General features: G+C 70.1%; 17 protein-coding genes. 10 read left to right on the forward strand and 7 right to left on the reverse strand.

Going from position 1 to position 21,257, the window contains the following annotated elements; genetic code table 11:
- Positions 1-2: 2 nt before the first annotated feature.
- The 8 genes from ACZ45Z_RS02545 to ACZ45Z_RS02580 are packed head-to-tail and all read left to right on the forward strand — an operon-like array spanning position 3 to position 8,514.
- The gene (locus ACZ45Z_RS02545) at positions 3-1,322 is read left to right on the forward strand and encodes an MCE family protein (protein ID WP_468354787.1); all 1,320 of its coding nucleotides are present in this window, start codon (positions 3-5) and stop codon (positions 1,320-1,322) included.
- Positions 1,319-2,350, forward strand: a complete 1,032-nt coding sequence (locus ACZ45Z_RS02550; RefSeq protein WP_468354790.1) for an MCE family protein — start codon at positions 1,319-1,321, stop codon at positions 2,348-2,350. The genes ACZ45Z_RS02545 and ACZ45Z_RS02550 overlap by 4 nt, the downstream gene beginning before the upstream one ends.
- On the forward strand, positions 2,347-3,354 hold the full coding sequence (locus ACZ45Z_RS02555) for an MCE family protein (RefSeq protein WP_468354793.1): 1,008 nt from the start codon (positions 2,347-2,349) through the stop codon (positions 3,352-3,354). The genes ACZ45Z_RS02550 and ACZ45Z_RS02555 overlap by 4 nt, the downstream gene beginning before the upstream one ends.
- Positions 3,351-4,529 (forward strand): MCE family protein, encoded by a 1,179-nt coding sequence (locus ACZ45Z_RS02560; RefSeq protein ID WP_468354796.1) that lies wholly within the window; start codon positions 3,351-3,353, stop codon positions 4,527-4,529. The genes ACZ45Z_RS02555 and ACZ45Z_RS02560 overlap by 4 nt, the downstream gene beginning before the upstream one ends.
- Positions 4,526-5,881 carry an MCE family protein gene (locus tag ACZ45Z_RS02565; RefSeq protein WP_468354799.1) on the forward strand — a complete coding sequence of 452 codons (1,356 nt, stop codon included), beginning with the start codon at positions 4,526-4,528 and terminating at the stop codon, positions 5,879-5,881. Before ACZ45Z_RS02560 ends, ACZ45Z_RS02565 begins: the two co-directional genes overlap by 4 nt.
- Positions 5,878-7,161, forward strand: a complete 1,284-nt coding sequence (locus ACZ45Z_RS02570; RefSeq protein WP_468354802.1) for an MCE family protein — start codon at positions 5,878-5,880, stop codon at positions 7,159-7,161. The genes ACZ45Z_RS02565 and ACZ45Z_RS02570 overlap by 4 nt, the downstream gene beginning before the upstream one ends.
- On the forward strand, positions 7,134-7,721 hold the full coding sequence (locus ACZ45Z_RS02575) for a hypothetical protein (protein WP_468354805.1): 588 nt from the start codon (positions 7,134-7,136) through the stop codon (positions 7,719-7,721). The genes ACZ45Z_RS02570 and ACZ45Z_RS02575 overlap by 28 nt, the downstream gene beginning before the upstream one ends.
- 22 nt (positions 7,722-7,743) lie before the next feature.
- Positions 7,744-8,514: a hypothetical protein gene (locus tag ACZ45Z_RS02580; protein ID WP_468354808.1), complete on the forward strand. Its 771-nt coding sequence runs from the start codon at positions 7,744-7,746 to the stop codon at positions 8,512-8,514.
- 230 nt (positions 8,515-8,744) lie between these two features.
- Here ACZ45Z_RS02580 and ACZ45Z_RS02585 read toward each other — a convergent pair whose 3' ends face one another.
- The 7 genes from ACZ45Z_RS02585 to ACZ45Z_RS02615 all read right to left on the reverse strand — a co-directional run bounded on the left by ACZ45Z_RS02585 (position 8,745) and on the right by ACZ45Z_RS02615 (position 18,499).
- Positions 8,745-10,718 (reverse strand): collagenase, encoded by a 1,974-nt coding sequence (locus ACZ45Z_RS02585; RefSeq protein WP_468354811.1) that lies wholly within the window; start codon positions 10,716-10,718, stop codon positions 8,745-8,747.
- 441 nt (positions 10,719-11,159) lie between these two features.
- Positions 11,160-12,119, reverse strand: a complete 960-nt coding sequence (locus ACZ45Z_RS02590) for a LysR family transcriptional regulator (protein ID WP_468354814.1) — start codon at positions 12,117-12,119, stop codon at positions 11,160-11,162.
- Positions 12,120-12,388: 269 nt separating this feature from the next.
- Positions 12,389-14,128: a PKD domain-containing protein gene (locus ACZ45Z_RS02595; RefSeq protein ID WP_468354817.1), complete on the reverse strand. Its 1,740-nt coding sequence runs from the start codon at positions 14,126-14,128 to the stop codon at positions 12,389-12,391.
- A gap of 291 nt (positions 14,129-14,419) precedes the next feature.
- Positions 14,420-15,034 (reverse strand): GTP-binding protein, encoded by a 615-nt coding sequence (locus ACZ45Z_RS02600; RefSeq protein ID WP_468354820.1) that lies wholly within the window; start codon positions 15,032-15,034, stop codon positions 14,420-14,422.
- A complete protein-coding gene (locus ACZ45Z_RS02605) occupies positions 14,982-15,344 on the reverse strand; it encodes a DUF742 domain-containing protein (RefSeq protein ID WP_468355547.1) in 363 nt (120 codons plus the stop codon). Before ACZ45Z_RS02605 ends, ACZ45Z_RS02600 begins: the two co-directional genes overlap by 53 nt.
- A 205-nt stretch (positions 15,345-15,549) precedes the next feature.
- Positions 15,550-16,026 (reverse strand): roadblock/LC7 domain-containing protein, encoded by a 477-nt coding sequence (locus ACZ45Z_RS02610; RefSeq protein ID WP_468354822.1) that lies wholly within the window; start codon positions 16,024-16,026, stop codon positions 15,550-15,552.
- A complete protein-coding gene (locus tag ACZ45Z_RS02615) occupies positions 16,007-18,499 on the reverse strand; it encodes a sensor histidine kinase (RefSeq protein ID WP_468354825.1) in 2,493 nt (830 codons plus the stop codon). Before ACZ45Z_RS02615 ends, ACZ45Z_RS02610 begins: the two co-directional genes overlap by 20 nt.
- A gap of 442 nt (positions 18,500-18,941) precedes the next feature.
- Here ACZ45Z_RS02615 and ACZ45Z_RS02620 point away from each other — a divergent pair, with 442 nt between their 5' ends.
- Positions 18,942-20,078 (forward strand): substrate-binding domain-containing protein, encoded by a 1,137-nt coding sequence (locus ACZ45Z_RS02620; RefSeq protein WP_468354828.1) that lies wholly within the window; start codon positions 18,942-18,944, stop codon positions 20,076-20,078.
- A gap of 177 nt (positions 20,079-20,255) precedes the next feature.
- Entirely contained in the window at positions 20,256-21,023 is a 768-nt protein-coding gene (locus ACZ45Z_RS02625; RefSeq protein ID WP_468354830.1) for a trypsin-like peptidase domain-containing protein, read from the forward strand.
- Positions 21,024-21,257: the final 234 nt, after the last annotated feature.

Here is a 21,257-nt window from a genome sequence, read left to right on the forward strand (position 1 = left end):
AGATGCCGATACTGACACCGAAACAGACCCAGACGCCGGCGCCGGACCCGGCCCCGGCGAAGGCCCGGACGCCCGCCACCAAGCTGCGGCTCTACGGCATCGTCTTCCTCGTCGTCCTCGGGCTGCTGCTGACGCTGGCGGTCGCCCTCTACCAGAAGGCGTTCACCCCCTCCGTCCCGATCACCCTGCGGGCGACCACGACCGGCAACCAGCTCGATCCGGGCGCCGACGTGAAGCTGCGCGGCCTGATCGTCGGCGAGGTCCGGGACGTACGGGCCGACGGCGAGAAGGCGACGCTCGACCTCGCGCTCAAGCCCGAGAGCGCGTCCCACATCCCGGCCGACGTCCGGGCCCGGCTGCTGCCCAAGACGCTCTTCGGCGAGAAGTACGTCGACCTGGTCGTCCCCGACCACTCCCCGCAGCGGCCCATCCGGGCCGGAGACGTCATCACCCAGGACCGCACCAAGGCCGGCATCGAACTCCAGAAGCTGATGGACGACCTGCTGCCGCTGCTGCGCGCGGTCCAGCCGGGCAAGCTGAACGCCACGCTGTCCGCGTTCGCCGACGCGCTCGAGGGACGCGGCGAAAAGGTCGGCGACAACCTCGTCCGGGTGGAGCGCTATTTCCACGAACTCAACCCGCACATGCCCGCCCTACAGGCGGACATCGCGAAGTTCGCGGACGTGGCCGAGATCTACGCGGACGCCGCTCCCGACCTGGCGAGGATCCTGCGCAACTCGATCACCACCGGCAAGACGCTGGTGGAGAAGAAGCAGACGTTCGCCTCGGCCCTGACCGCGACCACCACCGCCGCGGGCACCGCGGAGAACGTGATCGACGACAACTCCGAGCGGCTCATCGGCCTGGCCCGGATCTCCCGGCCCACCCTGGCGCTGCTCGCCCGCTACTCGCCCGAATACCCCTGTCTGCTGCGCGGCCTGGTGAAGTCGGAGCCGCTGTCCGAGCAGGTCTTCGAGGGCGGAAAGATGCACATCACTTTGGAGGTCGCCCTGCCCCGCTCGCCCTACCGCCCCGGCGAGGAGCCGCGCTACGCCGATCGCTCGGGACCGAGCTGCCGGGGCCTGCCCGGTCCGCGGAAGCCGTTTCCAGGAGCCAAGTTGAACGACGGCACCAAGGGCTCCGGCTCCGCTTCCCCTGCCACGCCCGGCCCGCTCGGCGGCATCACCGGTACGGCGGCGGAGCAGCAGGTCGTCGGTTCGCTCGTGGCCCCGGTCATGGGCGTGCCCGCCGATGAGGTGCCCGGCGTGGCGACCCTGCTCTTCGGCCCGATGGCCCGCGGAACGGCGGTGAGCGTCGCATGAAGGCACGGGAAACGGCCGCACCGCTGATCAAGTTCAGCCTCTTCGCCGTGGTGACCGTCCTGGCGACGGCGCTGCTCGCGGCCACCATCGTCAACATCCGATTCACCGACGAGGACACCTACCAGGCGGTGTTCAGCGACGTCACAAGCCTGGAGGAGGGTGACGACATCCGGGTGGCCGGGGTCAGGGTCGGCGAGGTCCAGGACATCCGCATCAAGGACCGGACGCTGGCCGAGGTCGAGTTCACCGCCTCCAGCGACCGGCCGCTGCTCGCCTCCTCGGGCGCTGTCATCCGCTACCGCAATCTCGTCGGACAGCGGTACATCGCGCTGACCGAGGGCGCGGGGAAGAGCAGCGAGCGACTGCGGCCCGGAGCCACGATCCCGCTCTCCAGGACCCAGCCCGCTCTCGACCTCAACGCGCTGCTCAACGGCTTCAAGCCGCTGTTCGCCGCGCTGAGTCCCAAGGACACCAACCAGCTCGCCACGGAGATCATCAAGACCCTCCAGGGCGAGGGCGGCACGATCAACAGCCTGCTCGCGCACACCGCGTCGCTCACCACGACCCTCGCCGACCGCGACGAGGTGATCGGCTCGGTGATCGACAACCTCAACCAGGTGCTCGGCACGCTGGACCAGCGCAGTGCGCGCTTCTCCGGCCTGCTCAAGCAGCTCCAGCGGGTGGTGTCCGGACTGTCCGCCGACCGTAAGGCGATCGGCGACTCGCTGGGAGGCATCAGCGACCTGGCCCGCGCCACCTCGGGCCTGCTCGAAGACGGACGTCCGGCGCTGAAGGCCGACATCGCCGAGCTGTCCCGGCTCACCGGAACACTCAACAAGAACGAGAAGACCGTGGAGGGTGTCCTGAAGAGGCTCCCGCGCAAGCTCAACAAGCTGACCGCCACCGGCTCGTACGGCTCCTGGTTCAACTTCTACCTGTGCGACTTCGACGGCCGTGTCGTGCTGCCGAACACCGCGCGGGCCCTCACGCCGCGGCTCCACGTCGACCAGGCGAGGTGTGGTCGATGATCCCCTTCCGCGAACGCAACCCCGTGACGATCGGGGCGGCCGGCCTCACCACCATCGCGCTGCTGATCGCCGCGGCGTTCAACGTGGACAGCCTTCCGCTGATCGGCAGCGGCGATCGCTACAGCGCCGCCTTCTCCGAGGCGGGCGGGCTGAAGGGCGGTGACGAGGTCCGGATCGCCGGGGTCAAGGTCGGCAAGGTCGACGACGTAGAGCTGGACGGTGACCACGTCAAGGTCACCTTCCGGGTCAAGGGCGAGCCGCGGTTCGGGACCAGGACCGGCGCCGCCATCCGGGTCAAGACGATCCTCGGCGCCAAGTACCTGTCCCTGGAACCCAAGGGGACCGGGCAGTTGGAGCCCGGCAGCGAGATCCCGATCAAGCGGACCGTCTCGGCGTACGACGTGGTGCAGGCGTTCAGCGACCTCGCCACGACCAGCGAGAAGGTCGACACCGAGCAGGTGGCCAAGGCGATGGACACGATCTCGGCGACGTTCAAGGACTCGCCCCCCGAGATCAGGGCGTCGCTCAACGGCCTGTCCCGGCTGTCCAAGACCGTGGCCTCGCGCGACAAGGCGCTGGGCGATCTGCTCAAGCGCGCCAACGGCGTCACCGGGGTGCTCTCCGACCGCTCGGACGAGCTCATCTCCATGATGAAGGACGGCAACGCGCTGTTCGCGGAGATCAGCAAGCGGCGCCAGGTCATCCACACCCTGCTGGTCAACGCCACGACGCTCGGGGTGCAGCTCTCCGGGCTCGTCGAGGACAACCGGAAGCAGATCGGTCCGGCGCTGGCCCGGCTGAACACGGTCGTCCAGATGCTGCAGCGCAACGAGAAGAGCCTGAACCGCAGCATCAAGCTGATGGCGCCGTTCTCCCGGGCCTTCACCAACACCCTCGGCAACGGCCGCTGGTTCGACACCTACATCCAGAACATGGTCGCGGCTCAACCCGCCTCGCCACGCGGCGGCGGATCCGCGCAGACATCCCCGGGAGGGTCGCAATGAGGGACGCCTTCTGGAGGAACAGAACGAAAACGTGGCGCACACCGCAGCGCCGTATCGCGATCGCCGTCGCGCTGGCGCTCGTCACCGGACTCACCATCGCGCTGTGGCCGCGGACGGACAACGTGCGGGTCACGGCGTACTTCCCGCGTACCGTCGGCATCTACCCCGGCTCCGACGTCCGCGTGCTGGGCATCCGGATCGGCGAGGTCAAGAAGATCACGCCGCAGGGTTCCCGGGTGCGGGTGGAGCTGGAGTACGAGGCGGACAAGAAGGTGCCCACGGGCGCCAAGGCCGCCATCATCAACTCCTCCGTGGTCAGCGACCGTTACGTCCAACTGCTGCCGGTGTACCGCGGCGGCCCGGAGATGCGGAGCGGCGACGTCATCCCGGAGAACCGCACGGCCGTCCCGGTCGAGCTGGACCGGATCAACGACAGCCTGCACACCACGGCCGAGGCGCTCGGCCCGCGCGGCGCCAACAAGGACGGCGCGCTGAACCGGCTGCTCGGGGTCAGCGCGGACAACCTGAAGGGGCAGGGCGGGAAGATGAACCAGACGGTGAAGGAACTCTCGCTGGCCGTCTCCACCCTTTCGGGCAGCCGCGAGAACATGTTCGGGACGGTCCGCAACCTCCAGGTGTTCACGTCCGCGATGGCGGCGGACGACAAGAGCGTGCGGACCTTCAACGACAGCCTGGCCGGCGTGGCGGGCCAACTCTCCGGTGAGCGCAAGGAACTGGGGGCGGCGCTCAGGCAACTGTCGATCGCCCTCAAGGACGTGGCCGGATTCGTCAAGGGCAACAAGAAGTCGCTGACCTCCGATGTGAAGGGTCTCAGCGAGGTGACGCGTGTGCTGGTCAAGCAGCGCGCCGCGCTGGAGGAGCTGATGGACGTCGCGCCCGCCGGTCTCGGCAACCTCAACAACGCGTACAACCCGGAGTCCGGCACGCTGGACACCCGCAACAACAGCGAGCAATCGCATGACCCGGGCAGCGCGCTGTGCTCGATCCTCAAGACAACGGGAGACAGGTCCGACTGCGCGGAGCTGCGGAAGCTCTTCGACTCGCTCCCCGAGCTGCCGAAGGGCGACCCCTTCACCGGAGCGCCCCGGCAGGCAGCCGCGGGGACCGCCACAACGGACAAGACGCTCGGCGGGATTCTGGGGGCGAGCGCATGACCGCCCCGAACGCGGCCGCCCGCCCCGCACGGCGGCACGAGACCGGCTTCGCGCGGAACGCCCGGCGCACGGCCGCCCTGTGGGTGGCCGCCGGTTCGGTGCTGCTGTCCGGCTGCGAGTTCAACGGCCTGTACGACGTCCAACTGCCGGGCGGCGCCGCCGCGAACGACGACGCGTACCACGTCACCGTCGAGTTCCGGGACGTTCTCGACCTGGTGCCGCAGTCGGCGGTGAAGGTCAACAACGTCACCGTGGGCGCCGTCGAGAAGGTGGAGCTCAAGGGCTGGCACGCCAACGTCCGCCTGCGCATCGAGGACCACGTGAAGCTGCCGGAGAACGCGGTCGCCGAAATGCGTATGACCAGCGTGCTCGGCGAGAAGTACGTGTCGCTGGCCAAGCCGGCGGGCGTCCGGCCGGTCGGGAAGCTCAAGGACGGCGCGCGCGTCCCGATGTCGCGCAGCAGCCGCACACCGGAGATCGAGGAGGTGCTCTCCGCCCTCTCCGCGCTGCTCAACGGCGGCGGCGTGGCGCACCTTCACACGATCACCAAAGAGCTGAACAGCACGCTGGGAGGCCGCGAGGAGCGGATCAAGAACCTGCTCACGGAGCTGGACACGTTCGTCGGCGGGCTCGACCGGCAGCGCTCCCACATCGTCCGCGCGCTGAACGGCATCGACCGGCTCTCCGAGCGGCTCCGGAAGGAGAAGACCGCGATCGGCGAGGCCGTCGACGCCATGCCGCCCGCGCTGAAGGTGCTGGCCGACCAGCGCCGGAACCTCACGCGGATGCTGCGGTCCCTCTCCAGCCTCGGCAAGGTCTCGACGAAGGTGATCAACGCGTCCAAGGACGACGCCATCGCCGACCTGCGGAACCTGCAGCCGATCCTCACCAAGCTCAACCAGGCGGGCAACGACCTGCCGAACGCGCTGGAGCTGCTGACCACCTATCCGTTCCCGCGCAACGCCCCGGACGCCATCAAGGGCGACTACACCAACCTGCACATCACCGCCGACCTCGACCTGAAGAGCATCTACGGCAACGTCACCGACGGGCCGAAGAAGCCGGGCGGGGGCAAGAAGGACGACGGCGGGAAGCCCGGCGTGCCGGACGCACCGCGGGTGCCGAAGCCGCCGGACGTGCCGGAGGTCCCCGATCTCCTCAAGCCCACCTCGCTGCCGCAACCGGACGGTGACGGGGGCCAGGACTCGGGCGGTGGCGACACGCCGTGCCTGCCGCTGTGCACCGGAACCCTGGCCTCCTACAGCGCCTACTCCGGCGCCGGCGGCCCGGTCCGTCCCAGCGATTTCGACCTGGCTCTCGCGAGGCTCATGACGAAGGGGATGCTGTCGTGATCACCCGTACGGTCAAGGCGCAGCTCATCGCCTTCTCCGCCATCACCGCCGTAGGCGTGTCCTACGTCGGCGCGGAGTACGCCGGCCTCGGCGACCGGATCCTGGACCGCGGCTACACCGTGCGGGCGAACTTCGCCGACTCCGGAGGCATCTACTCGAACGCCGAGGTGACCTACCGGGGGATGCCGGTGGGCCGCGTGGGCGACCTGCGCCTCGGCTCCGGCAGCTCCGCCGGTGTATCGGTGGACCTGCACATCCAGGACGGCTCGCGCATTCCCTCCGACACCCTCGCCGTGGTGGCCAACCGCTCGGCGGTGGGCGAGCAGTACGTCGATCTGCAGCCGCGCGCCAGGAGCGGCCCGTATCTGCGCGAGGGCTCCGTGATCGCCCAGAAGGACACCCGTACCCCGCTGCGGACGACGCAACTGATCAAGGGCCTCGACCGGTTCGTCGCGTCCGTCGACAAGAAGAACCTGAAGATCACGGTCGATGAGCTGGGCAAGGCGTTCGCCGGCACCGGGCCGCACCTGTCCCGGATGGTCGACTCGGGCAACGCGCTCGTGAAGGAGGCGAGCGCCTCGCTCCCCCAGACGATCAAGTTGATCGAGGACTCCCAGGGTGTGCTGCAGACCCAGATCGACAAGGGCTCGTCCATCAAGTCCTTCTCCCGCGATCTGGCGGATCTCACCGAGCAGCTCAAGAACAGCGACGGCGACATCCGCGGGCTGATGGACGGCCAGACGTCGGCCGCGCACGAGATGGACTCGCTGCTGAAGGCCAACCAGCGGGCGCTGCCGGTGCTGCTGGGCAACCTCATCAGCGGAGGCCAGGTCAGCGCGGCACGGCTGCCGGGCATGGAGCAGACCCTGGTGACCTTCCCGGCCGTCGTCGCCGGCAGCTTCACGGTGCTCCCGGGGGACGGCACCAGCCACTTCGGGCTGGTCCTCAACTCCGACGAGCCGCCGTCCTGCCGGCAGGGATACGGCGGCACCCGGCGCCGCTCCCCCCAGGACACCAGCGAGCGGCAGGCGAACACCTCGGTCCGCTGCACGGAGCCCCGCGGCAGCAAGACCTCGGTGCGCGGTGCGCAGAACGTCCCGCGGCCGGGCGGCTCCCGGAGCCAGGCCGACCTGGCGTCGTACGTCGCGCCCTACGATCCCGCGTCCGGCCTCCTCCAGGGACCGGGCGGAGGGGCCGTACAGATCGGCTCGACCGGGGGAGAACAGAACGTGTTCGGAAAGGACTCATGGCAATGGATGCTCGTTGGACCGATGGCGTGAAGGTCATGAATGTCCGGCAACTGGCCGCCCGCGCCGGCGGGCCGCCGCTCCGCCTCCTCGCCAAGGGGGTGCGCTCGGCCCGCCGCAGCAGGGCGCTCCCGGTGGGGCTGGCCGTCGCAGCCGTCCTGCTGGTGGCCCTCTCCGGCTACCTCGGCGTGCGGAAGTATCAACACCACCAGGTGGACCAGCGGGAACAGCAGGCGCTGGCCGCGGCCCGGCAGTCGGTGCTCAACTTCACCTCGCTCGACTACCGGCACTACGGCCGGGACAGCAAGAACGTCCTGGACGGCGCCACCGGTGACTTCAAGAAGCAGTTCGCCGAGCAGAACAAGCAGCTCACCAAGCTGGTGGCCGCCAACAAGTCCGTCTCGCAGGGGCAGGTGCTGGAGGCGGGCATCGTCCGGGCCGACGAGAAGTCCGCGCGGGTCCTGGTCGTGGGTGACAGCAAGGTCACCAACGTCGCCGCCCCGAAGGGGCAGGCCCGCAACTACCGGCTGCAGCTCGACCTCGTGCACGAGGGCGGGCGATGGCTGACGTCCAACGTCGAATTCGTCGGCTGACCGGCCGGTAAGGAGAAAGACCATGGCGAAGCTGTCCGTTCGAGGGAGCGCCGGCAGCGGCACGACCCGGCCCCGTTCCTCCTTCGCCGCGGCCGCCCGTGCCGCGGCGAAGCGAGCCGAGAAGGCGCACGGCTCAGCCGCGGCGGAGCCCGCCGGGGAGCCGCGGCGCAGGGGCCCGATCGACGCGCTGAAGGCGGACACCTCCGCCGACAAGGCGGCCGCCGAGCCGAAGCCCAAGGCGAAGTCCGAGCCGGAGGAGGTGGCGGAGCCGAAGCGCAGCCTGTCCGGCCTGCTCGGCTCCCGCCTGCTCGGCGCCGGACTCGCGCTCCTCGTCGCGGCGGGTCTCGCCGCCACGACGGTGCTCGGGCTCGACCACCGGGACGCGGAGAATACCAGCGAGGCCCGTACGGAGGCGCTCGCCGCCGCGCAGAAGGCGGCCCCGGCGATCCTGTCCTACGACTACCGGCACCTCGACAAGGACTTCGCCGCGGCGCGCGGCCACCTCACGGGCGACTTCGGGGACAAGTACCGCAAGACCACGACGACGGTGGTCGCGCCCACCGCGAAGCGGTACCACGGGGTGGTCAAGGCCACGGTGGCGAAACCGGCGTCCGGCGACCCGGCGGCATCGGTGGTCTCCGCGTCGCCGGACAAGGTCGTCGTCCTGCTCTTCATGAACCAGGTCACCAACAGCACCCAGGTGTCGGCCCCGCGCCTCGACCTCAACCGGGTGCGGATGACCTTGCAACGGACCTCCGATGGCTGGAAGGTCAGCGCGGTCGACGCGCTGTAGCCCCCGTACGAGACGTGGCGTGGGTGGTCAGGCGCACCGGCGACGCCGACGAAGAAGACCGCTTCGGCGTCGAAGTGCTCGATTGATCGGGCTTCGGGGCGATGGGGCAGGGCCCGGCGGCGGTGTGGATCTTCGGTGGTTGGCGGCCGCGGAGACGGTGTCGTCACCGAAGCGCCACGACCGTGCGGTGAGGTGCCGCCGCCGGGCCGGGGTGGATCTGGATCTGTGGGTCAGACGGACGGTCGGGCCGGAGGTCGCTGTGTCGAGGGCGTGGTCGTCGGGTCCGGTTGCTTGGCGGTGCAGGCGCCGTTCGCGCAGGCGGTGAGCCAGGAGTCGAAGTCGGCGTCGTAGCGCGTGCCGATATCGGTGTTGTAGACGGCGTAGCCGCCGGCGTAGTCGCCGGTCCGGAAGTGTCCGAGCATGGTGGCGATGTCCTCGGGGTGCTTCTCGAACATGTAGCGGACCGCGAGGTAGCCCCAGGGGTAGGTGCGGGTCACGTCGCTGTTGTCGTAGGTGCTCTGGAACAGCGTGCTCAGCTTGTAGGTGTGCTTGCCGGCCTCGGTGACCGCCTCCTCGTCGGTGATCTTGCGGTAGCTGTACGAGACGTACTCGGCGAGGCCCTCGATCCACCAGATGTCCGGGACCGACGTCTGCTGGCCGAAGTCGCCCTTCATGTCGTCCCGGGCGTCGAGGTAGTGCGTGTACTCGTGGTTGAGGTTCCAGATCCGGGCCGGGAAGCCGTTGTCGGAGTCCTTCTGGTACATGAGGGACAGCGGCTGGTTGTCGGGTCGGGTCGGGTCCCCGATCATGGTGATGCCGCCGTTGTCGGTGTCGACGCCGAAGATCGCCCCGGCGTAGGTCCGGTAGTCGTCGCGACTGCCGAACACGACGAGTTCGATGGTCGATTCGTACTGGTCGGGGATCGGGCCGTCGTCCTTCACCAGCCCGTGGACGTACGGGCCCTGGTCCAGGAGGCTGGCGCAGGTGAGATCGAGGTCCTTCGACGTCAGCGCCTGCGCCTTGATGGTGTGCGTCGCGTCGCAGGCGTGCGTGACCGGCAGCGCCGCCTTGGTCAGTTGGTCGGACAGGTCGCAGACGCCGAAGTAGGAGCAGTTGGCCTTGTCGTAGGCGTCGGCCTGGGAGGCGACGGTGACCCACAGGGGCGCGGTCGGACCGGTGATCTTCGAGGCGTCCAGCAGGCCCTTCATGAGCGGCCGGACCTTGTCCTGGAGGGCCGGGTGCTCGACGTAGCGCGCGACGTTCATCCCGGCGTTGGAGTCGAGATAGGAGTTGTCGGTGCCCAGCATGTCCAGGTGGTCGAGCGCGAAGGCGTTGAGGGTGTCGATGATGCTCGGATCGGCCGTGACCGCCTTGACGTAGTCGGGGTTCCAGTTGCCGCGCCAGAGAGGCGTGTAGACGTCGTTGACGGCGGCCAGCATGCTGCGGATGTCGTCGTAGGAGCTGTTGTAGCCGCTGAGCACCTGCTTGTAGGTGTTCAGGTAGCGGGCCTGCTCGTTGGCGCTGTCCGTGAGGATGATGACCTCGCCCAGGACGTCTCCGTTGCCCGAAGTGACATCTCTGGAGTGCGAGTTGGCGAAGAAGGCGTCCAGGCCGCCTTGGGTGGCCGCCGCCAGGGTCGGGCCGTAGTCGCCGACATCGTCCGGATGGTTGGACTGCACGTAATAGCCGGCGCGCAGGAACAGCACGAGCTGCCACACGTTGGCCGAGTTGTCACCGGGATACGTCGTCGCCCCGCTCCGGAAAGCGTTGGCCATGGTGACCATCTGGTCCTCGCGAAAGACGTCGTACGCGTCTTTGCCGGTGACGCTGAACAGGGTGTTGACGCAGTCCGTGGTCGAGGCTTCGACGAACGCGACCAGTTCGGATCCGGTCCGACTGCCGAAGTCGGACGGGCTGCACGCGGCCGCCGCAGTCGAAGAAGTGGGGGGATTCTTCGCGCTGAGCGGGGGGAGTTGGGCGAGGCCGAGCGAGCGGCCGCGCAGCACGGGCCTCTCGTTCGGGCCGACTGCCGGGCCGGTGGGTGGTGGTACGGAGTGGGGGGCGGTCCGGGACGCGGTGACGGCCCGGGCGTCGGGCGGCGAGTGCGGCGTCGCCAGTGCCGGCGCGGCCAGCAGACCGGCGGTGGCGACGCAGGCGGCCAGTCCGCCGGCCACATACCTGGGCAGGGGGAAGCGGTAGCGCATCCATGCTCCTTCGTGGACAGATGCGCCTCGGGATCGAGCTGAGGCGTGCGTGGCACCTTCTCAGCGGACGCCGACAGCGACAATAAGGTGTGACATAGCACATGGGTCGAAGTCGCCATAACATCCCGCGGACTGCCGCGAGACCCTGACGCTGTACCCGCGGCCGGCCGGCACCGGCGGCCCGCTGCGCATCGTCTTCGCCGAGGGCCCGGGGCGGTACGTCCCGGGAGGCTGGGCTCCGGGGATGTGGGGTACGTCCGGGGCGGCTCCCTCAACCTGCACGAACCAGGCGCCGTCCGGGCTCTGCTCGACGCGGCTTCGGTTCACGGGTGGCAGCCCGGGGAGAGGTGGGCGGTGGAGGTCGACGGCTGGCCCCCGCTGGAGGCGGTGGTCGCCGCGCGAGCCGGGGCCACCGGCCCCACGGGGCCGTAGTCACAAGCCCTACGGCCTGGCCACGCTCCAGGTTCGGGAGGCCCACGTCCGGAAGTGCGGAGACTGCGCGATGAGAGCGCGGTATGCCGCGGCGGCGGAGCCGAAGAGGGTGTCCGCCACCTCGTCGGCGAGGCTCTCGCGGCGCCAGGCCAGCACATAGCGGCACCACAGCGGTGTGCCCACCAGCGGTTTGACGAGGACGTCGGGGACCGGGCGGAGCGTGGCCTGCACGATGGAGACGCCGATGCCTTCGGCGATCATGTTCTGCAACTGCTGCTGGTCGCCCAGGAATTCGTGGACCGCCGCCGGGGCGAATCCGGCCGTTCGACAGGCCCCGTAGAACACTCCCGGCCAGCCGGCCCCGTCGTCCGGGGTCAGAAACCACGCGTCGTCGGACAGGTCGGCGAGCGCCACCTCCCGGCAGTGCCGGAGCCGGTGCCCGGCCGGCAGGGCGACGAACGACGGCTCGGTGACGATCCCGCGGTGCGCCACGGCGGCCGAGTGCCGCAGTTCACGTCCGGGGTAGTCCGCGGCGATGGCGGCGTCCACCTCACCGTGCTCCAGGAGTTCGACGATCTCCGAGGACGGATACACACTGCTCACCGTGAGCGCGAGATCGGGCAGTCGGCTCCGGAGCCGGATGAGCATGCCGGCCAGGACCGGCGAGTTGGTCGCGGCCAGGCGGAGGGGGTGGCGCCTTCCCGTCCCGCCCGCCGCCGGTCCGCGCCCGATCGCGGCCGCGCGGGCCAGCACGTCACGGGCCTGGGCCAGGACCTCCGTACCGTAACGGGTCAGCTCCACACCCGAGGCGTTCCGCTCGAACAGCGGGTGGCCGAAGTACTGCTCGATCCGCCGGAGTTGGGTGCTCATGGCCGGCTGCGAATATCCCAGGTCCGAGGCGGCCCGGCCCACGCTCCCGGCGTCGGCGATCGCACACAGCACTCTCAGGTGCCGAAGCTCCAACTTCATGCCCGCACTCCTCCCGTCCGCCCTGCTCCTGTCCGAACCGTCCAGTGCCACCGCGGGACGGTGCCGGGCACGCGGCCCTCGTGCGACGGTTCGGTGTGGAAGCCCACCTCATCGTTCTCCGCCCGCGAGCGCCAGAGCCGGGTGCGCCGTCCCGTAGACGTCCGGGGCGTCGAAGTGGTCGCAGGAGCGCCGTCGGTGGATCTCAGGTTGGGGCGCGGACGTGCCGAGGGGCGGCCCGCGCCTGCGAGCCGCCCCCTTGGAAGGAGCCTTCAGTCCGCGGTGAGGGGCCGGGCGGCCTCGACCAGGAGCTTCCGGCCGTCCTGACCGGTCATCACGACGCGTGAGAGCCAGGGCCCCTTGCGGTCGTAGGCGTGGGCGACGGCGGCCTCGCTCGTCTCCTGCTGCGTACCGTCGCCGAAGTACCAGTGGTAGCGGTAACCGTCGGCGGGCGGCTTTCCGTCCACCGTCACCGACATGCGCACCTCACTGCCGACGGGCGCGGTCTTCGGGATGGTCAGCCGCGCCCGGGGTCCCTGCCGGGGGAGGTGGAACCACTCGCGCACCCGCGGATTGAGGACGAACGCGTCGGCGTACTGCCGGGCACCCTCGATATCGGGGTGGCCGACGGCCGCGCTCAGACACTGTGCCGGAGTGGCGCTCAGCTCGGGGCACGCCCGTGTGCGCAACGGGAACGCCGGGTCGGTCACCGGAGTGTTCCAGACCTTGGAGTCCCGGCTGAGGACGGCGTTGTCCACGGTGAACAGTCCGTCGGCCGCGACCGCGTACGGACCGTCGGTGGACGCCTTGTTGGCGGCGGCCGCCGCCTGATGGTAGGCGGCGTTGGCCAGTTGGGTGTACTGCTCGTAGCGCTCGGCCACGCTGCCGAGGGCTCCCTTACAGGAGGTCAGCCGCGTCCCACTGACTCCCGGGGTCGAACAGCGCCGCACCGGGATCGGAGAACTGCTGCGGCTCAGCGCGTAGTAGAAGTCGGCCACGATCACCTTCGGCCGCCCCGGCAGGGAGTGGGCCTTCTCGATCGCCGCCCGCATCCCGCGTCCGCCGTACCCGACCTTCGCGCCGCTGAAGTAGGGCACGTCCTTGGCCGGGTTCTCCGCTGCCGCGCCGATGCCGGAGCACTCGCGCTTCACCGCCTCGGGCAGGTTCTCCGAGCCGGGGGTGATGCCGACGCCGATGCCGAAGAAGGGATCGAGATCGTTGATGCACCCGTTGATCACGACCAGGTCGAGACCGTAGCCGCCCGCTCGCGCCTGCGCGCCCGCCTTCTCCAACTGGCAGAACACGTCCGGCATTTGCTGGGTGACCTCGCCGAACTCCATCTCCCCGTCGCCGTCCGGGTCCTGTTTCTCCGTCCTGTGCAGACACGCCGCGTCATCGTTGCCCGTGGGCAGGTCGGGCGCGTCGAGCACGGCGCCGGAGATCGAGTAGTCCAGGTGCTGATGGCCCCGGCCGGTCTCACGACCGAGCAACTGCCCTGTCAGATAAGGGAACTTCTGGTCATGGTCCAGGCCCTGTCCCCAGATCACGGAGTCGCCGACGGACGCCACCCGCACCGGGTCGCACCCCCGGCGTACGGTGTCCCGCCAGACCTTGCCGTAGCGGCCGGGATCATGGCCTCCGGGCGAGGCGGCGACGCGGGCGTCGACCTGCAAGGCGGTCTCGGCGGCGGGCACCCGGTCGTAGGGGATCTTGAACCCCGCCGTGCCGACGTTGGCGGCCATGGCGAGGCGTCCGCCGGCCAGTTGCTTCTCACCGGTGCGTACGCGCCACTCCACGGTGGCTCCGGCCTCCGCCGCGGCGGGGTCGTAGACCTGCACCCGGCCCTGCACGGCTCCGCTGCACACCGGATTCGGCGTCAGGTCCACGTCGAGGACGAGGGGGAACGCCGCTCCCGGTAAGGCGATGGACTGCGCCTCGGCGGGGAGTCCGCCGAGGAGCTGGCCGAGGAGCACGCCGGCCGCCCCGGCCGCCGCGAAACACCTCGCCGCCAACGGGCGACGAGCCGTCCCCGGCCCGCTCGGAACGGAACCCGCGCCGGTGCCCGTCCGCCTCGGCACCACCCACCGCGACCACGCTAACTTCACGCCAACACCCCTGCTCGATCCGTCGTTTCGGTCCGATGCGGGGGTCACCTGCCTCCCGCATCGGTAGGGATCATGGCAGCCGGGAGACGGGCATGGAGTGCGAGCGGCGCCCCGTACCAAGTGAAACTGATCACTTACCTACAGTTACGGCCCCCTGCGTGAGGGAAGGCGGCAGGCCGCGACGCGAGAGTCCGGGACTCAGTCCGTCGCCGTGGTTTCCGCGCGGGACAGGGCGACTTCGAGTACGACCAGCAGTGCGTCCCGGACCGAGCCCGTCGTGCGTGCGTCGAAGACGACCAGCGGTACGTGGTCGGACACGTCCAGCGCCCACCGCACCTCGTCGAGGTTGTGGTGGACCTCGCCGTCGAAGGCGTTGACGGCGACGGCGAACGGTATGGACTTGTGCTCGAAGTAGTCCACGGCGGCGTAGCAGTCGTCCAGGCGGCGGGTGTCCACGATCACCAGACCGCCGAGCGCGCCCTCCACCACGTCGTCCCACATGAACCCGAACCGGTCCTGGCCCGGCGTGCCGAACAGGTAGAGCTTCAGCGTCGGGTCGATGGTGATGCAGCCGAAGTCCATGGCGACCGTGGTGGTGGTCTTGCCGGGGGTGTGCGAGAGATCGTCCACGCCTGCCGCGACCTCCGTGATGGCGGCCTCGGTGGTCAGCGGTCGGATCTCGGAGATCGAGGCCACGGCCGTGGTCTTGCCGACGCCGAAGCCGCCGGCGATGACCAACTTGACCGGTACCGGCGGCTGCTCAACCGCTGTCACGGAGTGTGTCCCGTGAGTCGGGGACGGCACGGAGACCATCGATAACCCTTCGCAGTACGGAGATGTCGTGGGTTGTGCCGGAGTTCGGGACGTGGACCGTCAGATGTCCGGCGGCGCGCAGGTCCTCCGCCAACACCCGGACCACATTCAGGTGGAGGCGCAACCGCGCGGCCAGTTCCGCCACCGACTGCGGCCGTCGGCAGCCGGCGACGATGTCGTGCTGTTCGAAGGCGAGCGAGTCCAGGACGCGGAGTCCGGACGACGTCGCCACGATCTGGGTCTCGACCGGGAGCGGCGGGCCGGCGCCGCCTCCCGCCACCCGGCCGGCGGTCAGCAGAAAGGGCCGGATGGCGGGCGCGCGGCCGACCGGCCCCGACGGGCCCTGGCCGCTGCCCTCCCCCGAGCTCTCGGCTCCTCCCGCACTCTCGGCTTCGCTTGAGCGGGGGGATCCCCACGAACAGGGGAGGTCCCCACCCTCGTTCGGTCCTGGTTCACCGGCGGCCATTTTGCCCTCTTCTCAGCGCCTGCATCCCTGCCTCGCGGTGTGGGACGGGTCAGCGGGCCGGTGCGGCGCCGGCGTTGTTCTTGAGCTCCAGCACGAGCTGGGGCGTGAGCGCGCTGCCGGCCCGGTTGGCGAAGAGGGTCATCTCGTAGGCGATGTTGCCGAGCTTCGCCTCCTTCGAGGTCACCACGCCGAGGACGGCACCGCAGCCGATGGCCGACACCAGCACATGGCCGCCCTCCAGGTCGATGATGACCTTGTTGAGGCCGCCGAGTCCGTAGTTGCCGGACGCGCCGGCGGCCAGACTCGTCACCCCCGACACGATCGCCGCGAGCCGTTCGGAGTCGGCCTGCTCGCGCAGTTGGGAGACGGCGATCAGCAGGCCGTCGGAGGACACCGCGATGGCGTCGACGACGCCGGCGGTCTGGGTGGCGAACCGGTCGAGCAGCCAGGTGAAGTCGGCCGCGGCGGCTGTCAGATCAGCGGGTTCGTCCCGCTCGGAACCGCTCTTACCTGTCGGCGTGGTCACTGCCCGACTCCTTCCGGGGGTGCTGGTGTGGCGATGGAGCTGGATTCTCGGGGGCAGCGGCGCTCTCTTGCTCTGCCCGGTGTACTGCGGCTTCGAATTCGTCGAGTTCCGAACGGACCGCGTCGGCGTCGACAGGCTCGCGCACGGCATGGAGCTCCCGGTCGGCCGTGGGGGTGGTCATGTCGAGCGTCGCCCCCCGTATCCGTCGTCGCAGCGGCCGGACGGACTGTGCCGGCCGCGGTTCGAGCGTGGCGGTGGTCCGCTCCGCGTCCGTGGGGTGCGGCAGGCGCCGGGGGAGCTCGTCCTCCCCTGAGGGGGCGGCCGGCCACTGTTCGGGCGCGGTGGCGGGGGTCCGCACCGGCAGGGGCGTGGCGGCGGCCGGTGCGCGCTCGGACACGGGCGCGCTGGACCCCCGCTCGGGCGGTGCCGGGCGCTCGGACGCGGTCTCCGCCGTGTCCGCCGCCGGGGGCGGTGTGGCGGTGGGGCCGACGGCCAGCAGGAGCGAGGAGGGGAGCCAGACGCTGCCGGTGACGCCGCCGCCCGGCGTACGGCTCAGGGTGACCCGTATGCCCGAGCGCCGGGCGAGGTTTCCGACCACGAACAGGCCGAGGACCTTGGTCGGTACGAGGTCGAGCCGCTCCCGGCGGACCAGCCGCGAGTTCTCCTCGTCGAGGCGTTCCGCGCTCATGCCGAGGCCGTGGTCGATGACCTCGATCAGGGCGCCACCGTCCGAGGTGATGTCGGTGCCGGGCCGGACGACCACTTCGACGGGCGTGTCGGACGGGGAGAACGAGACGGCGTTCTCCAGCAGTTCGGCGAGCATCAGCGTCAGATCGTCGACGATGTCCGGCCCGACGGTGACCTCCGTCTCGGACCGCAGGGACACCCGCTGGTATCCCTCGATCTGACCGAGCCCCGCCCGGATGACGTTGACCAGGGTGGTCGGCCGGGCCTCCATCTCGGGGTCGCGGATTCCGGCGAGCAGCATCAGGCTGTCGGCGTTGCGCTGGAGGCGTACGGCGATGTGGTCGATGCGGTACATCCGCTGCAGGACGTCCGGGTCGGTCTCCTCGCGTTCCACGGCGTCGATCAGCATGAGCTGGCGTGAGGTGAGGTTGCTGACCCGGCGTCCGACGTTGCCGAACATCTCGGCGACGTTGCGGCGGCTGAGCACCTGCCGCTCCAGGAGCGCCGCGGCGGTGACCTGCACCTGGTTGAACGCCTCGGCCAGGTGGCCGATCTCGTCGCGGACCGGGACGGGGATCGGCCGCGGCCGCAGCGGGGTGCCCTCCGCCGATTCGTCGTCCTCGACCCTGGCGAGTTCCTCGCCCGCCACGTCGACGACCTGCTGGGCGGCGCCGGTCAGGGCCGCCAGGGGACGGACGACCGAGCGCCGGACCAGGACGGAGAAGGACAGCCAGGACGCGAAGCCGAGCAGGGCGAGGCCCAGCATCACCAGCGCGTTGTGCAGGGCGCTCCGGGAGAGGCCGTCGGCCCGGGCGGCGATCTGGTCGATCAGCGACCCGGTGATGTCGAGGCGGGCCTCGGCCTGCCGGGTCCCGGCGGCGATCGCCTCGCGCAACTGATCCGGGGTCTGCCCTTGCAGGGAGTCCGGATCGATCTGGAGCTCCGCGAACTGGGCCTCGACGCCGTTCTCCTCGGCGGCTCGCTCGATCGCGCCCAGGCGCAGGACCTGGTCCGGGTCGGCGATCCTGCCGAAACGTATCGTCTGCTCCTCGTAGAGCTTGTGGGCGCCGACCGCACGGGTGTACTCGGTGAGCGCGTTGGCATCCCGGGTCTGGGCCGAGAACACCCCGCTCTCGAAGGCCGCGTGGGCGGCGTCGGCGCGCAGGACGGTGTCGAGAAGGTTGGTGACCGAGGACGACGAGGTCCCGGCGAAGCGGTCGAGGCCGATGCCGTCGATCAGGTAGCCGACCGCGGCGGCGTACGCGGGGTCGATGCCGGCGGCCGGAACCGATCCCCGTTCGACCTTGTCGCGCAGCACGGCAAGGCCCCGGATGTACTCAAGGGCCCGCGCCTCCTGCTTGGGCAGTCCCGGCCCGAACGCGGAGTGCACGGCGGTGACCTGCTCGTCAGTGGTCCGCTGGGTCCGACGGTAGGCGGCGGTCGAGGGCAGGGCGGCGCCGGGCCGGGCCGACTCCTGCTCCACGGACAGCAGGAGCGCCTGGCGGTGTTCGGCCTGTACGTCGTTGATCAGCCTCGTGACCTGCTCGCTGTCGCGCACCAGCTCCGCGCTCCGGCTGGCGTCCCGGGCCCTGGCCACCTGGGAGTTGACGCCGACGCCCAGAAGCACGCCGACGACCGCGACGGGCGCGATGACCAGAACGTTGAGCTTCCGCCGGAACGGCCATCGGTCCAGGAGGGCACCCGCCTGCTGACGGAACCGCGGCCTCGACGACGGACGCCGGGACGGGTCCGGCTCGTGTGGCGGGTCCACTGTGTCCACAGACACCCGGGCCTCCTTACGACCTTACGACGTGCTCCTGAGCGGTGGCCGAGGTGCTGGTGCCGACCGCCGACGATGGTGGGGTGCGTGACGCTTGCGTGGTTCGCCCCGAATGCGAGCGAAAGGATCGCGCCACATCTCCAACCGGCCGCGAACACTACCGCTTGTGCAGGCCCATGCAACACGTGACCAGCAAGAGCTCAGCGGTATTCAACTCTTTGTCACTTTTGGCCGGTTACCCTCTTGCGATGTTCCCGGGCGGCTGATGGGCCGAGGTGCCGGTGTCCGTGGGGGAGTGGGGCGCGGACCGGCTCTTTCCTCACCGGGCCCGACGCCGGAGGCGCCCGCCCGACCTCCCGAAGGCGGCTGCCGCGCGGAGCGTCGACACCCGTACCCTGTCTCCCCCCACCCCCAACCCGTATCCTCATCCTGCCCTGCGAGGAGATCCGTGCACCCCACCCGCAAGGCGGTCGTGACAGCCGCCGCGCTCCTGGTCATGGCCACCGCCGGCTGTGAAACCGGCACCGAAACCACCGCATCCCACAGGAGCTCCTCCAAGCCCGGATGCCCCACCGCCCTCTCCCGGGCCAAGCAAGCCGTCAAGAAGGCCGAGGAGGTCAACGCCCCCTGGAAGGGCCCCGCCACGGGCCCCGAGGCCGTCCACGGCAAGACCGTCGTCTACGTCGCCCAGACCCTGACCAACCCCGGCGTCGCCGGGGTCGCCCAAGGTGTCCAGGAAGCCGCCGAGATCGTCGGATGGCATGCCCGCACCATCAACGGCAAGGGCACGCCGGACGGTATCCGGGCCGCCTTCAAGCAGGCGCTCAGCCTCAAGCCGGACGGCATCGTCGTCGGCGGTTTCGATCCGGCGATGGTCGCGAAGGACGTCAAAAAGGCCCATACGGCGGGAATCCCGCTGATCGGCTGGCACGCCACCGCGACCCCCGGCCCCAGTAAGGAGCCGCGGCTCTTCAGCAACATCACCTCCCGGGTCGAGGACGTCGCGAAGATCAGCGCCGACTGGATCATCGCCCGGTCCAACGGCCGCGCGGGCGTCGTCCTGTTCACCGACGCCTCGATACCCTTCGCCAAGCGCAAGTCCGATCTGATCAAGAAGGAACTCGCCACCTGTTCCGACACCAAGCTGCTGAGCTACACCAACATCCCCATTCCGCAGGCCAACAGCCGCTCCATCAAGGAAGTCCGCTCGCTGCTGTCCCGCTTCGGCCGTAAGTGGACCCATTCCGCCGCCATCAACGACCTGTACTTCCGCCACGCCGCTCCCGCACTGCGCGCGGCGGGCAAGGACGGCGCCGGCGCCCCGCTCAACATCGGTGCCGGAGACGGTGACCCGTCGGCCTTCCAGCGCGTCAACGGCAAGGAGTTCCAGGCCGCCACCGTGCCCGAGCCCCTCTCCGAACAGGGCTGGCAGATCGTCGACGAGTTCAACCGCGCCTTCGCCGGCGCCCCGGACAGCGGGTACGTCGCACCCGTCCACATCGCCACCGCGGCCAACAGCGGTGGCGCACTGTCCTGGGACTCCGAGGGCTACCGCCAGGCTTACCGCAAGATCTGGGGCGATTGACGTGTTTCCCGTGGGCGTGGGGGAGTTCGGCCACCGCCTTCTCGCCGCGGGCGGGTGGCGCACATCACATAGTGACAAATAGGGGCTTGTGTTCCTATGTTGCGTGATCGCCGATTCGGCGGTCGGCCGGAGCGCCCGTCCGTGGCTCCGGCCCCCCACCCCACGGAAAGTGATCGCATGTTACGTGTGCTACCCGTGTTACGCGCCCTCGGCCTGGCCGTCCTCCTGGCGGGCATGTCCCTCACCGCGGCTCCCGCCGCGAGCGCGGATTCGCTCACGCCCGTCGGCGGCGGCACCGGCATCATCTTCCGGATGCAGCCGTCCCCGGAGGCGCCCACGAGCTACTTCATCTGCACCCTCACCGCGGTCGGCCGGGACGCGACCGGCAATCTGGTGGGCCTGACGAACGCCCACTGCTTCATCGACGCGCAGGGCAACAAACTGGTCGGCGAGAAGGTCTACCGGGACGCCTCGCCCGCGGGGACGGCCGCGGCACCGGCTCCGATCCCCGACAGCCGCCCCGACCTGGAAACGGGTGCCATCGGCACGGTGACGTACGTCAGCACGCCCAACAACCTGCTCAGCACCGGCCCCAAGGGCCTGGACTACGCGGTGATCGACCTGGACGAGAACAAGGTCGCTCCCACCGCCACCGTCGGCGGAGTGACCATCACCTCGATCGGAGCCCCGCCCGCCAACGGAACCCGCATGTGCAAGCAGGGCCACCGGACCGGCCTGACCTGCGGCATGAAGCTGGGCACCAGCGGCATCTGGTTCACCCACCTCATCTGGACGAACGGCGGTGACTCCGGCGCCCCCGTCGTCGCCGGTCAGACGCTGGTCGGCAACGCCTGGGGAGCCCAGCACAGTTCACCGATCCTCAGCATCATCGACGAGATGAACGCCCACGGAGGAGTCGGCGCCGGCTTCCGGCTGGCGACCTGAACCACCCCGGCCCGCGCGCGACATGCCTCCCTCGCCAGTCGCGACGTACCCGTGGTGACCGCTCCGCCGTCCGGTGAACCCGCCGGGCCGCGGAGCGTTTCCCACGCGGGCGTTCGCTCAGCCTGCCCGTTCAGACCGAAGCCGGCGCACCGCCTCGGTCATCCGGGCGGCGGCCCGCAGGCGCGCCGCGGCTCACTGCCGGAAGCCGCCGCAACTGCATCAATCAGGTGATAC

The organism is Streptomyces sp. NPDC031210, from assembly GCF_055570395.1.

What these genes read in the sequence shown, in the direction of transcription:
- ACZ45Z_RS02545 (WP_468354787.1), top strand. Translation starts at nt 3, where the DNA reads ATGCCGATACTGACACCGAAACAGACCCAGACGCCGGCGCCGGACCCG.
- ACZ45Z_RS02550 (WP_468354790.1), top strand. Translation starts at nt 1,319, where the DNA reads ATGAAGGCACGGGAAACGGCCGCACCGCTGATCAAGTTCAGCCTCTTC.
- ACZ45Z_RS02555 (WP_468354793.1), top strand. Translation starts at nt 2,347, where the DNA reads ATGATCCCCTTCCGCGAACGCAACCCCGTGACGATCGGGGCGGCCGGC.
- ACZ45Z_RS02560 (WP_468354796.1), top strand. Translation starts at nt 3,351, where the DNA reads ATGAGGGACGCCTTCTGGAGGAACAGAACGAAAACGTGGCGCACACCG.
- ACZ45Z_RS02565 (WP_468354799.1), top strand. Translation starts at nt 4,526, where the DNA reads ATGACCGCCCCGAACGCGGCCGCCCGCCCCGCACGGCGGCACGAGACC.
- ACZ45Z_RS02575 (WP_468354805.1), top strand. Translation starts at nt 7,134, where the DNA reads ATGGATGCTCGTTGGACCGATGGCGTGAAGGTCATGAATGTCCGGCAA.
- ACZ45Z_RS02580 (WP_468354808.1), top strand. Translation starts at nt 7,744, where the DNA reads ATGGCGAAGCTGTCCGTTCGAGGGAGCGCCGGCAGCGGCACGACCCGG.
- ACZ45Z_RS02585 (WP_468354811.1), bottom strand. Translation starts at nt 10,718, where the DNA reads ATGCGCTACCGCTTCCCCCTGCCCAGGTATGTGGCCGGCGGACTGGCC.
- ACZ45Z_RS02590 (WP_468354814.1), bottom strand. Translation starts at nt 12,119, where the DNA reads ATGAAGTTGGAGCTTCGGCACCTGAGAGTGCTGTGTGCGATCGCCGAC.
- ACZ45Z_RS02600 (WP_468354820.1), bottom strand. Translation starts at nt 15,034, where the DNA reads ATGGTCTCCGTGCCGTCCCCGACTCACGGGACACACTCCGTGACAGCG.
- ACZ45Z_RS02625 (WP_468354830.1), top strand. Translation starts at nt 20,256, where the DNA reads ATGTTACGTGTGCTACCCGTGTTACGCGCCCTCGGCCTGGCCGTCCTC.